This window comes from Paenibacillus sp. 203, assembly GCF_037027525.1.
In the GTDB taxonomy this organism is placed as follows: domain Bacteria; phylum Bacillota; class Bacilli; order Paenibacillales; family Paenibacillaceae; genus Paenibacillus; species Paenibacillus polymyxa_B.
The window spans coordinates 628,726-643,593 of the sequence record NZ_JAXCHD010000001.1 but is presented as its reverse complement, the minus strand read 5'-3'; the positions used below and the strand labels follow the sequence as shown (position 1 = coordinate 643,593).

The 14,868-nt window shown below is 43.8% G+C and carries 11 protein-coding genes; 3 read left to right on the top strand and 8 right to left on the bottom strand.

Features of this window, described 5'->3' with window-relative positions; translation table 11 throughout:
• Positions 1–87 precede the first annotated feature (87 nt).
• Positions 88–459, top strand: a complete 372-nt coding sequence (locus WA407_RS02955; RefSeq protein WP_336076741.1) for a helix-turn-helix domain-containing protein — start codon at positions 88–90, stop codon at positions 457–459.
• Between the two features lie 98 nt (positions 460–557).
• On the opposite strand, the gene WA407_RS02950 is transcribed toward WA407_RS02955, so the two are convergent.
• Entirely contained in the window at positions 558–1,955 is a 1,398-nt protein-coding gene (locus WA407_RS02950; RefSeq protein ID WP_336076740.1) for a helix-turn-helix domain-containing protein, read from the bottom strand.
• Between the two features lie 296 nt (positions 1,956–2,251).
• On the opposite strand from WA407_RS02950, the gene WA407_RS02945 reads away from it, so the two are divergent.
• Together WA407_RS02945 and WA407_RS02940 are read left to right on the top strand one after the other, a co-directional pair.
• Entirely contained in the window at positions 2,252–2,827 is a 576-nt protein-coding gene (locus tag WA407_RS02945) for an RNA polymerase sigma factor (RefSeq protein WP_061829961.1), read from the top strand.
• Complete coding sequence (locus WA407_RS02940) at positions 2,799–3,935, top strand: DUF4179 domain-containing protein (protein WP_069290509.1); 1,137 nt, start codon at positions 2,799–2,801, stop codon at positions 3,933–3,935. The genes WA407_RS02945 and WA407_RS02940 overlap by 29 nt, the downstream gene beginning before the upstream one ends.
• 72 nt (positions 3,936–4,007) lie before the next feature.
• Here WA407_RS02940 and WA407_RS02935 read toward each other — a convergent pair whose 3' ends face one another.
• The 7 genes from WA407_RS02935 to WA407_RS02905 form a co-directional block, all read right to left on the bottom strand.
• Positions 4,008–4,367, bottom strand: a complete 360-nt coding sequence (locus WA407_RS02935) for a hypothetical protein (RefSeq protein WP_069290510.1) — start codon at positions 4,365–4,367, stop codon at positions 4,008–4,010.
• A gap of 279 nt (positions 4,368–4,646) precedes the next feature.
• Positions 4,647–8,711, bottom strand: a complete 4,065-nt coding sequence (locus tag WA407_RS02930; protein ID WP_336076739.1) for a glycosyl hydrolase — start codon at positions 8,709–8,711, stop codon at positions 4,647–4,649.
• Between the two features lie 302 nt (positions 8,712–9,013).
• On the bottom strand, positions 9,014–9,397 hold the full coding sequence (locus tag WA407_RS02925) for a hypothetical protein (RefSeq protein ID WP_023990615.1): 384 nt from the start codon (positions 9,395–9,397) through the stop codon (positions 9,014–9,016).
• Positions 9,398–9,672: 275 nt separating this feature from the next.
• Positions 9,673–10,230: a class I SAM-dependent methyltransferase gene (locus tag WA407_RS02920; RefSeq protein WP_061829955.1), complete on the bottom strand. Its 558-nt coding sequence runs from the start codon at positions 10,228–10,230 to the stop codon at positions 9,673–9,675.
• Positions 10,231–10,407: 177 nt separating this feature from the next.
• Positions 10,408–11,724 (bottom strand): PDZ domain-containing protein, encoded by a 1,317-nt coding sequence (locus WA407_RS02915; protein ID WP_336076738.1) that lies wholly within the window; start codon positions 11,722–11,724, stop codon positions 10,408–10,410.
• Positions 11,725–11,888: 164 nt separating this feature from the next.
• Complete coding sequence (locus WA407_RS02910; protein WP_061829953.1) at positions 11,889–13,355, bottom strand: S41 family peptidase; 1,467 nt, start codon at positions 13,353–13,355, stop codon at positions 11,889–11,891.
• Positions 13,356–13,561: 206 nt separating this feature from the next.
• Entirely contained in the window at positions 13,562–14,845 is a 1,284-nt protein-coding gene (locus WA407_RS02905; protein WP_336076737.1) for a peptidoglycan DD-metalloendopeptidase family protein, read from the bottom strand.
• Positions 14,846–14,868: the final 23 nt, after the last annotated feature.

Here is a 14,868-nt window from a genome sequence, read left to right as displayed (position 1 = left end):
CTAAATATCGAATAATTAAGGCAATTTAATTACATCCACGCTTAATCTACCTTTGTCTACACTCATACTATAGGAGTGTGGGTGTCTATGGAAACAACGAAACTATTAGGAACGAAAATCCGTCAATTTCGAAAATTGCGTGGTATTACACAAGAACAGTTAGCAGAAGCATCCGATTCAACAGGTTCCTATATCGGCAAGTTGGAGCGCGGTGAGGTCAATGTGCAGATCAAAACACTGGAGAAAATAGCAGAGGCGCTGAACACGAATGTATTTGCATTTTTTGACTATAATCCATATGAAGAACTCAAAAGCCAGCCCTGGATTTGGGAATGCATTCGTATACTTTCCCAGCAGAATGAAGCAGGGCAAAATAAAGCTTATCGTATTTTAAAAGAACTGTTTACCTCTTCAGAGCGTGAGCTTTCTGAAAATAACTTCGATGATTCAGGCAACTAACTAAAAAATTAACTTTTTCCCAAGTAGTCATACACGTAATATGTCGAAAGGACTATATAATTTACTTAGAGTAGTAGATTATATAGCCCTTTTGTATTCTAAGAAGTCATTTCCTTGATATTGTTCTCCACTGCTTTAATCACTTTTTCATATTCTGTCCGTTGTTCATGTGTCGAATGACCCTTATATTTCTCAAACAACAACGTGATAGACTTGATATAGTAAGCCTTATCGTTTAACTGTGAAGTTGCTTTTAAACTATTCAGCATACAGTCTATTGCCTCAGAATAGTTCGCTTTATTAAAATAGTAGCGACTAAGCTCAAGAAAAAAACGGGAATAGTTTGCTAGATTATAATTCGTCTTGTAATAAGAAATATTTGTACGTAAGTCTCTAAACTCATTAATACTCTCTCCAAAAAGAATTAAAATTTCGTCTATCATATAATTATAAGTATTGGCAGACTCTAATATGGTTAGTAACCCAAGTAATATTTCCTGAGGATTATTCCTAATAAGTTCTACATAGGCAGGTAAATTAGTCATATCTCCCATCAGAATTTCTAAATTCAAGCGGTTTGCTTCCGCCCACATTTCAAATTTCCGTGCCTCTAACATACCAACCTCATCTAGACCTTCAAAATCAGTTAAATTTGCATAGTAGGGGATGAACTCCATAGCTTTTTTGTATAACCCCTGTTTCTCGTAGGCATTCCCCTGCGTTAAATAGGCTTGACCATAATAGACGATTAGATGTCTTTCTGTATTTAGAGGCTTAACTTCACGTTTTCTTAATCTAGCCTGAACCTGTTGCTGATAAATATTTGTAGCAATTACCTCAAGTTCTCTTGTATATCGTATAGTTGTCTCACAATCATCAACTTGGTAGTACACATTTGCCAGCTTTAATAAAGCATCCAATTGATGAGATTCAGGCAAATTTTTGCGATATGGAGCAAATTTTATAGCTTGTTGACGATTATTCTCCAGATCTTTGTTTAAAGAGCAAGAAAATAGCCTATATTGGCTGACAGCCAGCCGCTCCGAGTGGTAATATCTTTCGTTTTCTATCACACACTCGTAAAAAGGGATCGCTTCCTTTTCTCTGCCTTCAAAATGTAACTCTTCTGCAAACTCAAATACCGTCGACACATAGGACAAGTCCTCCGTTAGTCTCGACAACACCTTTTGAATACACTCCTTCCTCCCCAATTCCACACAACGCAATAAAAAAGGTTTGATCCGTTTCCAGTGCCCTTTCCCCTCGTGAAAGCATTCATCTATGTATAACTCATACAACCAGCCTTCGGGATACCCTAATGCCTTAGTAATCAAGTCCATCTGCCGAACGGAGATCGGCTTGGGTGGGTTACTGTTCAGCATGGTACTGAATGTACCACGGTTAATACCGGATATTTTGCTAAAGCTGCTAAATGTATAGCCTCTCTGCTTGAGTTCGGTCTCTATCGTCGAGCGGATCGTAGGTGTATGTTCCATTTCAATCCCCCTCAATATAGTTACAGATATATCGTAGGTCATACTTAACATGTGATTTCGACCATAAGAACTTCATTACATTACAAAATAACTAAAATAGTGAAATATATGGTCTATAAAGTCATTTTATTTTATGATGCCTTAGAAGGAAGTCTTTTTTTAATGAATCCCGTGATAATTGAAAAGTTAAATGAGGTACATCTGGAGAAGCATTAAAAGCAAACTTCAAGTTTTTTTAGTTGAATGTCACAAATGCATATCTTTTTCAGTTATATAGGCAGAAGGGAGGGACGTTAATGGAAAAGCTAAATACAAATAATCAAAACGCAGATATCAATCTTGTCATAGAGCAGGTCCAAGCAGGCGACAAACAAGCATACACACATATCATACGGCGTTATCAACAACAGATTTTTTTATACTGCTACTATTTACTTAAAAATCGGGAAGAAGCGGAAGATGCTGCTCAAGAAATATTCATTAGAGGGCTAGAACATATACATCATTTTGTACCTACCGTCTCTTTTTCAGCTTGGCTTTACAAAATCGCTCAAAACCACTGTACTGACTTATTAAAAAGAAACGCTAGAACATTCAAATCCTTCATTCAGTACAAACTGAATCTAAAGCAACAGCCGATACACGAATATACAAATTTAATTCACGAGTTACTGGATCAGCTATCATTAAAAGATCGTCAAATTTTATTATTACGTTCGCTTGAGGATTACAACTACGAAGAGATTGCTACAATTATGGGGCTGAAATCATCCACGATCCGAAAAAGATATGAGCGACTCCGTAAAAAGCTAATCAACTACAATGAAAAGGGAGGAAAACAAATTGAGCACTCATTTAAACCCGGAAGATAAAGAAATTGAGCACTTACAAAAGCTTATTCGGAATACCCCATTCCAAGTGGATTTAATTGATAGAACTATGGAACGCTATGGTAATATGAAAACAAGACGCTATGAGCGCTCTAACTCTCGTTCAAAAAGGGTTCGCAATACTTTTTTCGGAACCTCCGCTGCACTTGTAGTAGCGTTTGCACTTGTAGTTAGTACTGGTTTTATTTCACCAACAATGGCTGCATCCTTAAAACAAATTCCAGGTATTGATTCTATATTCCAGCTTGCTGGTGATCTTGGTTTACAAACAGCAGACGAAAAAGGGCTAGTATCAAAGCCCAATCTTAGCGATACTCACGATGGCCTGACTCTCAGCGTACCAGAGGTCATGTTTGACGGAACACGTGTATCCATTGCCTTAGAACGACAAACCACTGACAAAAGATTTACAAAAGAAACAGTATCATCACTGATCAACGATATAATACTTACTATTAATGGGAAAGAAATAAACTCTTATGCACCTGCTAATACAAGCAACTCCATTGATCCTTATATGATTCCTGGAAAAAGCTCCAACTCAGTAATTATACAGTTCTCAGATTTACGTAACCAGGGGGGAAAATCCTTTCCAGATAAGTTTGATTTAACACTTTCCATGCCCGTGGCAGGGGTTCAGCAACCGTTCAAAATTCATATCCCTGTCGAGAAGAATACCAAAAACAACATAGTACAGACACCTGGCCTCAAGCGCCAGTATGAGAAAATTCATTATACATTGGAAAAGATTGAGCTGACCCCAATTACAACTAATATAACTACACGTATTGAATTACCCAAACCCCTAAAAATCTCTACTTTACCTTTAATAAGTTATGAACTTTATGATGATAAGGGAAATGAAATAAAACAAATCGGGGGCAAAGGTTGGAGTGCAACAGACGGTAATGTTCTAATGACTGATTCTCAGTTTGAACCCTTTATATCCCCTCCAAAAGTTATTACTATTAAAGTTTATAAATACATTTTTAAAGAAGGGAATAAAAGTCAGTTTGAATTGGATAAGGACGGCAACCCAATAAAGGAGTATTTCCCTGATCTAGAGATCAGCTTACCAATAAACTCATAAAAATAGCTGTCGAGAGGAATCTCGACAGCCTCAGTGAAGAAAGTGAAAGTATATTTCTCTTTCTTCACTAGCTTATCTTTTAACTATAAATGTATAAACGCCTAACTTGTCACCATTAGATTTATATGCCGCCACTTGGGCTGTACCATATCCAATAACTGTAGCTTTATTGCCAGTGAGCTTAATAACGTTACTTCCATACAAAAGCATCCAGTTTGAACCTTCCATGTAGAAGTCACTTCCCATACCAAGAGGTACTTCTGTATCTTGCAGTTTAATAGGTGCCTTTTCTCCGTTAGCAGGCACAAATGTTACTTTCACTGTGGCAGGAGCTCCAACAGATATTGTTGAACTTACTGGTGAAGCGGATGCTACTCCCCCTAAAGATAAAGCTAACGCAGAAATTGATAGTGCTAAGATCGCTCTTTTCATTTGTCATTTCTCCTCTTTAAGTATTTTTACTGATTAAACATTAGACTTCCAAGCAATTGTAGACAGTAGACATCACCAAAATACTAGTTTTTTCATTTTTTCATCTCCTCCCTACTAACTAATTCCATTCTAATTCTTGATGTGTTACAAAAAAGATTAAAATAAACATATCATTTCATTTTTTACAGAATAATCATATATGATTTTTCTCGTAAAAATAAATGAGCAGGTAGGATACTAAATCCCCCTGCTCATTTCAGCGATAGTATTTATATCATTTTAATTAGCTGTCGGTTCGGTTCCCCAAACAAGTACGCCATTATGATACAACGTAGCTTTCGTATGATCGGCGAATGAAGTCTGCGTTCCTTTATACGAGTAATCGTCACTTTCGTTATAGTTCGACCAGTCTGCTTTATGAATACGGGTTTGAATTCCGCCTGTGCTTCCTCCAGGTGCTAACACGCCTGCATCCGAGTTGAAGCTGACTTCCAAATAATAATCAGCGCCTCCTACAGCTTTATCCATTTTAACCAGCTTACCATTCAGTTTCGAGCAGCTCAGCGTCGCATAGTCGCAGTTGAATGTCTGCGCGCGGTCGCCGTCGATCGTGTAGTAGTAGCGAATTTTCAACTCGTTGATCGGTACGGAGGTTGTACCTTTGTTTACAATTTGGAAATGCGGGTTCAAGTGATTGTCGTTCACATTTGTATCCGCTGTGCGATACTGGAGCACCAGTCCCGTTGTCGGCTGCTGAGTATCCGCTTTCGGCGCTGCGCTAGCCGTGTTCGAAACCGTTTGACCTGCATCGTTCTTCGCTACGACTTGGTAATAGTACATCGTGTCTGCCGTTACGGCTTTGTCGGTGTAGCTGCTTCCGTATACATCACTTGCTACTGTGGCGAAAGCGCCATTTTCAGCCGTCGAACGCTTCACTTCATAGCTTGCTGCATTCGCTGATGCTGTCCAGCTCAGCTTTACTTTCGCCGTTTCACCCGCTGCGTTCAGCGTGAAGCTGCCCGGTACTGATGGCTGCTCGGTAATACCATACGTTTTTAAGTTAGTCGGGAGCTTTTCAAGCGTAATGACGTTCGGATGATTATACACTTTTTTCAGATGCTCAAGACTGTTTTGTTTGCCGTCTCTCAAGAAATCCCCATACCATGTAGCGAACCAGCTCCAATGGGCTTGATACGCCTTCATCAGATCAGGGTCCGGGATAGGTCCGTTTTCGCTCATGGCAACTAACTTTTTGTCCTTACCCAACGTAACAAGGTCTTCGTATTTTGCAATTTGTGGGCTGTAGTCGCCTGCTTGCGGATAAGAGTCGAAGCTCAAAATATCCACATACTCATCCCCTGGATACCAGTCGGGAGCAACAGAGTTCCAGACCCAGATCAGATTGTTCAATTTGTGCACATTAGTCAAACGATCGTGCATCAAAATATATAATTTTTTAACAGGCTCAGGACCTTTAGCTCCCCACCAGAACCATTTGCCTTCCGCTTCGTGCAAAGGACGGAACAGCACAGGAACTTTCGCATCCTGCAACTTCTTCAATTGCCCTGCAATCACATCGATGTCGCGAATAAGCAATTTATAATCTTCGGACTCTGGATGATTCATCGCATATTCTATATCGAATGTAGTCGAATCGGCATAGAAGCCTCTCCACCATTCTTTTCCCTGCGTATCGATCAGACCTTTCGGCGCGTTCCAGTGCCATACAAAGGTAACAATTCCCCCTTGCTTATCCCATTCAATCGCCTTTTCCGTCTCTGTGGAACTAAGACCGTGTTCCGCTCTGCTTGGCGAATAGTCGATCAGGTCAAGCGCCGCAATAGCCGGTTTTTTACCTACATTGGCTTGAAGCCAATCAATTTCGGTTATTTCCTCTTGACCGGAAAGCATATTCTTCCCGTATTGATCAACCAGATAGTTCATCAATGCTCTTGCTTCTACTGTCGCATTCGGATTGGTGAGCGTTTTGGTTACCGCATGAGGTGGGCGGTCAGCAGCTGGCTCCAGCTTGACGTAGTCGATATCATACCAGCCCCAGCCTGTTTCAAAACCGATCGTATTTGCCCCTGCATTCAACAGAACCTTGCCTCCGGAAGTTTCTTTAAAATCAGCCGTTTTCCAAAGTACTAGCTCGCCAGACGCTTTGCCGTTTAAAGAGAAGTTGGTGCGTTTGTCATCATGAGGCGAACGGTAGCCGATTGTAAGATTGTACAAGCCTGCCGCCTCTGCCTGGATCGTCATCGTCAGGGAATCCCCTGCATTGTGGAAATTAGTTACATAACCAGTACCGGAGAAGCCGGTTCCGCTGGATTCCACAATGGTTCCCTTCAGCGTGCCATCTTCGGCTTCATAGCGATCCGGTCCGTCTACAGGCGTTCGCGGAACCGCTTTCAAAACATTGGATTCGCTCGTTCCCGCCTTTGTTTGTGCGGTTATTTTATAATAATAAGAAGTGCCGTTCGTTACGTTCGTATCCGTATAAGACGTTTCGACCAAGTTGGATGCTACAGCAGCAAAAGGACCGTTTTCATACGTTGCCCGCTGTACACTGTAACTTACAACTCCGCTGGAAGCGTCCCAGGATAAATCGACTTTCCCATCGCCAGCCTCACCCCTCAGCGCAAAGCTTTCAGGACCTTCCACAGGTGGCACAGACGTATCATTGCCAGCAGTCAAGACGATGTGATAAGCCGTCAAAGGCGGTACTGTATAGGTAAAGCGGTTGCCTGAAATTTGCGTAATTGGCGCTGCTTCTTTAATTTGCGAGCTATTTTTGTCGAAGCCCCATACTTTACCGGAACCGTAAGTCGTCTCACCGGAAAGATCAAATTGGGCGTCGAATGCACTGTCCATGCTTTTATTCATGACAACGAGGTGCAGTTCTTTGTAGGATGCATCCGTTACGGAAGCATGCACCGAGCTATTAACAATATCCGACGTTTGCGCATGAACACTGATATCACCGAAAGTAGAGCTTTTTCCGTCATAATTGCGGTAAAGCTTGTAAGCGGCACTAACGTAGTTGTTGGCACCATCCTTTAACTTCCAGTAGTTTGCCATATAAACATCGTTTTTGCCCAAGATGCCCAACACATCGGTCATAGCGATACCGCCGGAAATATCATTTTCGCCGCCATAGCTATACTCAGTCAAAGCCAGCTTGGTTCCCGGGTAATACTGATCCACCGACTGCTTTAATCGAGGCAGTAAAGGCAAGAATTCACTGTTCCATTGAGCGATCCAGCTATCTTCCTTGTAGGTCGGGTCCCACAAAGTACGAGGCGCTTGCATTCTGGCTTTCTTCGTTTCGTCATTGCCTACCTCATTTGTAATTCGTATGCCTCCGCCCATCGCTTCAGGATACCAGTGTACATCGAAGACATCCAGCAATCTCTTGCCTTCGGCTTGCGAGCTGAGGCGCATTTGATCCAGGTAATAGTCCACGAACCAGCTGTAGTTGCCTTTTACAGAGTTCCAATCAGGTGCAGTTTGAAGATCTTTATAGGCGCCAAAACCGTAAAGAACGGGCCCAAAAATTTCCGCACTCGCGTCAACCGCCTTAACGGCTTTGGATAAACTTACCGACCGCTCTACCAACTCTTTCGCTCCGACCTTTTCACCATGAATGCGCGGATGCGTATGCGACCAGAGAGCGGGTTCATTGTCGAGCGAGTATCCTTTCACACCTGTTTTTGTTGAAGCAGAGCCATACTTTTTCACTAAAAAGTTGACGAATTCATCCGCGTAAACCTGATTGTCTTTCAGATCAGGCTGCAATTGAAACGGCGCATTTTTAGCGTTTACGACCTCATTCCACCGAGCGGAAGGAGCCTTTTCGCTTTCCTGCACACTTCCGTTTCCATCCTTGGCCACATAACCGGCCATCGGCAGTGTGACTAAAGAATAAGTGCCCTGCTTCAGCGATTGATCGTGAAACGAGGTTGCCACCGCACCTGGCTTTTCACATTCGGCTTTTGTCAATCCGGCGTTGTCGCATAAATAGCTATCGCTGGACTGCATCCAGTCGCTTCCTGCATTGGACATATTGTTTTCCCAGTTATATCCGGTCATTCGATTGCCACCAAGTCGTCTGGCAGTCAGATTCTCATCGCCTGACAACTCCTGATTCGTACCGTAAATATAAGGGCTAATAGGCTTACGATCCTTGGATGTATCGACTTTAATGGTAACAGTCTTTGCCGTTTGACCGTGAACTACAGTTGGAGTCGGTAGAGCACCCCCTACTATAATCGTGCATGCCATGACGACAGGCAGCCATTTGGAACGTTTGGACCAAATACTACTACTATTTTTCGCCTTCATGCCGCTTCCTCCCTTCAATTTAAAAAGAGCGGCACCCATACGAATGCCCCTCCTTGAGGCTTTAAGGCCCCTTCCCTGTCCCCAAACGAGCTTATCGTTCCGTTGCAGCGTCATATCCGTGCTTGAAATGTTCCAGCCGAAAACAACACCCTCTTTCTTTGAAACTGGATTTATAATATTACCTTAACACAAAGGTATATTGACATTTTTAACTATTGTTTTAATTAGCTAGTATTAATTTCTTAAATAACCATATAGCTTGAGGTATCCCAATAGCTCTTGCTCATCCACACTCGTCTTCCCTAGCGCACTTTATCCTTTTGAATAAGCTTATAATAGATGCGTGCAGGCTCTGATTCTCCGGTGGATAAAATGTATTCTGCCAAAGGTGCGCACAGTTTTTGGAGATAAAAGGAGTATAGCAGCTCGGCCGTGTCAAAATGAATTTTTAACACTTGCTTCATCAAGCCTTCGAATTTGGAGTAATCCAGTTCTTCCGGGGTAATATCAAACGGGTATTCAGGAAAGGTTTTTTTCTGAATTTCAACAAACTGCTCCCTAAGCTTCGGTTGATTGCCTGAACGGGCAGCCGAGAAATTCATCATAAAAAAAGATACAAAATCCGTCTCACGGTCACTTAACTCATAGTACTCACACCAACGCATGAATATCAACGGTTTTACCATATATAAATCTCCTTTAACAAAAGTTCAGATTTATCATGAATCTTACAAAAATCTAGCGGGTTCCATCTTATGTAATATATAGGTTAAGCCCCATTTTAAAATATGATTCCTTAAATGAATTTTGCTTTTTAACATATCCCCTTATCTTATATATCTATGAAAGTGTACAACAAAAAAAGACCGTTTCAGCATTTTAATGACGCTGACCAAGTCTTCTCATAATCATCCGTATATTCACATTCGTATTTATTCTAATCCTCTACATAGCTGCAAGGTTACAGGCTGCAAGTGAACACATAAGCGGGCGGGACATTGCAGTTTACCTTTTTAATCTGAATGTCAGCAAAAAAGGTGCGAAAAAAATTGTGTTTGACCTTGCTGTACTGGAACGTAATAAATTTGCCTTCCTGGCCCAAAACCTCAGCCGTTTGTCCCAAAATGAGGCTGGATAATGCAGCGGGCAAGCTGGTGAAAGGGAGCCCTGACACGACATAATCCACTTTTGGGACCTCATACTGTCGTATATACTGAGCTACATGCTCAGCTGATCCGTGAATAATGTGTACCTTCTCCAAGTGTCCGTACTTGCTTTGTAGCGTTTTGTAAAACGATTCATTAGCTTCAATTACTAAAAGTAGCGTTTCTGGACGCTTGTTCAAAATAAGCTCTTGCGTAAACACACCGGTCCCAGCACCATATTCAATAATGCACGATGCTTTGTCAAAGTAAATCGGTGTGGCAATTTGTTTGGCCAACTGTCTTGAGCTGGGTATAACAGCGCCTACGCTGCGTGGATGCCTGATGTACTCTCGAATAAAGTGGATCGCGTTCATCTTTTCCTCTCCCTGCTTGACACACATGATAGGCATTCGGTTCATCAACGCTTCTTATTACATATTCATTGTATACCGATCAGAATATTGATTTCAAGCAGGCTACTGTCGGCATATAAAAAGAGCGTAGCCTTATTCGACTCTAATCAAATAATGGCTACCCTCTTGTTGTAACATCTATTTGTCCACGGTATCCAAATGTGCCTTCTCTGCCTGCGATGCCTGTCCAGCTTTACGTTGGCGTGCGCCTATGTGCATGGCAACAATCCGGTAGATGGAGGCTGGCTGTATGGATACGGCCCAGCTCGCGTCTGCATCAGGTGCAAGCACAACCCCTAGCTGGTGATGATCGCCATCGTACATGCCTCGCTGCACAAACTTGCTCTCGCCCTGCAGATTGCGTACCTCCAGCTTACAAAAAGCAGAGTTGATCCGCAAGGCCTGGTGTAACTCGGCACGGGTATTCACAACAATCCCATTCACGCGGTAAATGGCCTCGCCCGGCAGTATGCCCATGGCTGTCGCCGGACTGTCTGGCAGCACAGCGAGAACACGCATCCCTTGCTCCGGATGGACAAACATCGGGCTAAGGCGACTTTCTTCTATATTACCATACCAGATCAGCGCCTCATGAGCCAGAAAGGAGAATAACGCTGCTAACAATATCAGCGGACTCCACCATGCAGCCAGCAAGCTCAGCAGAAGTAAAGCCACACTGTACAGGAGCAAACGGTTCGAAGTAAGTACCGCCTTCTGTCGTGGTAGCTGGCCTAGCGTCACGCTGCTGAAGCCCATCAGGACTGGCAAGGCTGCCAGCATATACCCGGTTCCGGCATCGCCGCCGAACAAAGGTGTCCAGGGAAGCGTAAATCCTCCCTGGGTCGGTACCAGCAACAACAACGGAATGGGCCAGAGGTCTTCCATACGATAGCCGCCAACCAATCTTCCCCGTTTGCCCTCGACAAACAGCGGAGTGGCCGCCTTCCCCCCTTGCCAGCGAACCAACAGCGCCTCAGCCACATGCAGCACGGCGACCAACACCAACAGTGCCGGAATATCCAATCCGCGGATAGCTGCTACTGATGTTCCGAGCGCTCCTCCAGGTTGCCAGCCACTGGCCACGTTTAGGAAAAATTGAACCACACCTAGCAGACCTACCGAACAAGCGAGACACAGGTAACGGACGCGTACCAGCATGAGCAGTAATGTCGCTACCCACAGGCATACGATGGAAGCCGAGTTCAGATGCACGCTGACGAACATTCCCAGAGCAGATAGCGCCATTCCAGCAAGCAAACCACTCCATACGACACGCCAGGTCTCTGAAGCCCAGCTATGCATTTTGGTATGAAATAGCTTGCGCTCCAGCAGCATTTGCCGACGATAACCAAGTGCTACAATGAGTATTGAGATATAATAAAACGGCTGCAAAAGCAGGTACAAGCAAGCATTTAAGACGCTCCATCCCCATTGTAATGCCCATTCCAAGTCCATTCACACTCCTTATGCCCCTGGCCCGCTGTATAGCGGATCACGTACATTTCATATCCATTTATTCTATATGAAATTGCCAACGTAGGGAAGACAAACCGACAGACTGCAAATAAATCCCAATATAAAAGGAGGCTGTTTCCAGCCCCCTTGTTGTAGCCTCACTATTATTTCGCTACGCTTGTCTTCATTTCCTTCCGAATCTCTTCAATCCCCTGCTTGAGTTGATTATCATTTTTCGGATCACGAATTTTCTCAATCAGCTTGGCTTCCATCGCTGCTGCTGTCTTCGCATCAATGATGCCGCTAGCCGTCAGCTTCGCTTGTTTTTGAAAAGCAATAACAGAGCTTTCAGTTACTTTGTCAAAATAGCCATCCTCGCGACCTGGGTTGTAACCCAAGCCTTGTAGAATGATTTGTGCATTTTTCACATCACTGCTATTCATATTGTATTTCAGGGACTTTTCCTTGTTCAACGGTGCTGCTGTGAAGTATTCAGGCTGTTCCACCGCGATATTCGGCTTAATCCCTTTTTTATGAATCCACGTTCCATTTGGCGTTAACCATTTGGCAATCGTGATTTTGAGCAGGCTACCGTCACCCATTTGTTTGTCATAGCTGGTTTGTACAGTACCTTTACCAAAGGAATTTTCCCCGATCAACACGGCACCCGCTGATTGCTGGAGAGCACCTGCCAGAATTTCGGATGCACTTGCGCTACCTTTATTCATTAGCAAAGTCACAGGATAATTTTTGCGTGAACCTTTGGATTTCTCTTCTTCACGCTTCTGATTCTTGTCTTCCACTTGTACAATCGTTTTGCCAGAAGGTACAAATTGCTGTGCAATATCAATGACGACGGAAAGCACGCCGCCCGGGTTATTACGCACGTCAATGACGAGCCCTTTAAGCCCTTGTTTTTCGAGCTTCGCTAACTCTTCCTTGAAGCGTTCTGCTGTATTCAAGGAGAACTGGGTGATCGTGATGACGCCTACACCGTCGCTTTCCATATGAGCCGTTACAGTTTCCATATCAATGTTGTCACGGGTAATCGTGTATTCGAGCGGATCAGGAGAGCCACTGCGCTGAATTTTGACTTTCGCCTGACTGCCTTTAGGTCCACGAATTTTGGAAACGGCCTTGTTTAGATCCAATCCGTCCAGTGTTTCACCATTAACAGACAAAATAATATCCTTAGAGCGTAACCCTGCCTTTTCAGCCGGGGAGCCTTTAATTGGCGTGACTACAACTACTTTCCCGTTTTCGGCCGCTACTTCGGCTCCGATCCCGGTAAAGGAACCTTCTATGGATTGCTCGAATTGTTGTGCAGTTTCTTTACCCATATAAGAGGAATACGGGTCACCGAGCGACTCCATCATACCATTGATGGCGCCATCCACCAGCTTGGTACGATCCACATCCTGATAATATTGTCCTTGAATCAAGTCCATCGCCGTCTCAATTTTACGGATATCACTTCTGGAGGTAGAACTGCTACCTGTCACACTCGCCAGCAGTCCTTCGCCCAGAGCACTGTTCCCTACTGTAGTCGTTCCAGTATAGGCAAAAGTGAGCAGACTGCCGCCAAGCAGCCCGATCACCATCAAGAGTATCGCTGTACTTTTTTTCAACATCTAATCGTCCACCGCCTTCTCATTATCTTGTATCCTATTGCCTTACAACGCATATCCATCCACGAAGTATACGTCTAGCTTGTACGGAATATGTTAATTGTATCCTACTCGGTGTCTCAATGCACATGTTCTTCATCGGATATTAACCATTACAGCAAAGCCCTATCTACAACCGTAATGGCTATAAATAGGGCTTACCTTATCTACTATAAATAGTTCATCGGATTTACAGGTTTGTTATTTTCGCGCACCTCAAAATGACAGTGAGGTCCTGTGGAATTGCCCGTCGAACCAACTTCTGCAATTTTTTGACCACGTTTCACAGTCTGCCCCGTATGAACCACCGTACCGCCATTGCGAATGTGTCCGTATAGGGTCCATAGTCCGTCTCCATGGTCAATCACAACTGTGTTTCCATAGCCACTCCACCATTCGGCAACAATGACAACACCATCTTCGGCTGCATGAATATCGGTTCCCTGCGGAGCCGCCATATCAACACCTGTGTGGCCTTTAAGCTTACCGGTAATCGGATGTACCCGCATGCCAAAAGTAGATGAGAGTCGGTAATGGGATACAGGTGAAGCCAATGTGCCTGTTCCACCTGTATACGAACTGGCTGCCGCATGGCTTGAATTCGAGGCGGCACCTGAGGATGAAGATGCATATCGTTTGGCTTCAGCCGCGCGTGCAGCCGCTCTAGCACGTGCGGCTTTGGCAGCCTGCTCCGCTCTAAGCTTGTTCTTTTCCTGCACCAGACCCACACGTTTGTTAGCGAGTGCTACCAGCATGTCATTTTGCTCTTCGCTGATTTCATCTGACTCAGCAATATCATGATCGTAATTGGAAATCAGTCTTTGCTTCTCTTTTTCCTTCGAATTCAGTTCTGCCTTAGCGTCCTGCTTGAGCGCATACAGCTTCTTGGCATTTTTATATTCCGTGTCCAGCTGTTTCTTCTTGCTTACGACCAATGCCTTGTCCTTTTTATGCTCGTCCAACAGGATTTGATCCTGCTCCACGATCGTTTTCAGGGAATCTACCCGGCTGAGAAAGTCACTAAAACTGGACGAAGACATAAGCACGTCCATATATGAGACGGTTCCATCCGTATACATCAAGCGCACACGGGTTTCCAGCATTTTTTCCCGTGACTGGATACGATCAATGGCCTCGGCTAAATCTTTTTTAGTCGCACGCAGATTATCTTCCGTTTGATCAATCTGAACCGCAACACGAGTCAGCTGATCACTGACGCTGTTAATCTGAGCAAGCACAATTTTCAGGTTTTGCACGGTTTTATTTTTGTAATGTTGGGCATACTGTTTATCTTGAGCAGCCTTTTCCTGTTGTTGCTTGGCAGATTGGGCCTGCTTTTCCAATTGGTTCAGCTGCGAATTGATTTCACTCATGCTTTTGGCATATCCGTCAGAAGGCTGGATTAGCAATGCGGCTACCAAGGTAGCGGCCAACACAGATCCTGTTTTTTTCAACTTGCACTCCCCATCCTTTATCG

Excerpts from the sequence above, each read along its gene's own strand:
- WA407_RS02955 (WP_336076741.1), top strand. The coding sequence starts at position 88 with ATGGAAACAACGAAACTATTAGGAACGAAAATCCGTCAATTTCGAAAA.
- WA407_RS02950 (WP_336076740.1), bottom strand. The coding sequence starts at position 1,955 with ATGGAACATACACCTACGATCCGCTCGACGATAGAGACCGAACTCAAG.
- WA407_RS02945 (WP_061829961.1), top strand. The coding sequence starts at position 2,252 with ATGGAAAAGCTAAATACAAATAATCAAAACGCAGATATCAATCTTGTC.
- WA407_RS02935 (WP_069290510.1), bottom strand. The coding sequence starts at position 4,367 with ATGAAAAGAGCGATCTTAGCACTATCAATTTCTGCGTTAGCTTTATCT.
- WA407_RS02930 (WP_336076739.1), bottom strand. The coding sequence starts at position 8,711 with ATGAAGGCGAAAAATAGTAGTAGTATTTGGTCCAAACGTTCCAAATGG.
- WA407_RS02925 (WP_023990615.1), bottom strand. The coding sequence starts at position 9,397 with ATGGTAAAACCGTTGATATTCATGCGTTGGTGTGAGTACTATGAGTTA.
- WA407_RS02920 (WP_061829955.1), bottom strand. The coding sequence starts at position 10,230 with ATGAACGCGATCCACTTTATTCGAGAGTACATCAGGCATCCACGCAGC.
- WA407_RS02915 (WP_336076738.1), bottom strand. The coding sequence starts at position 11,724 with ATGGACTTGGAATGGGCATTACAATGGGGATGGAGCGTCTTAAATGCT.
- WA407_RS02910 (WP_061829953.1), bottom strand. The coding sequence starts at position 13,355 with ATGTTGAAAAAAAGTACAGCGATACTCTTGATGGTGATCGGGCTGCTT.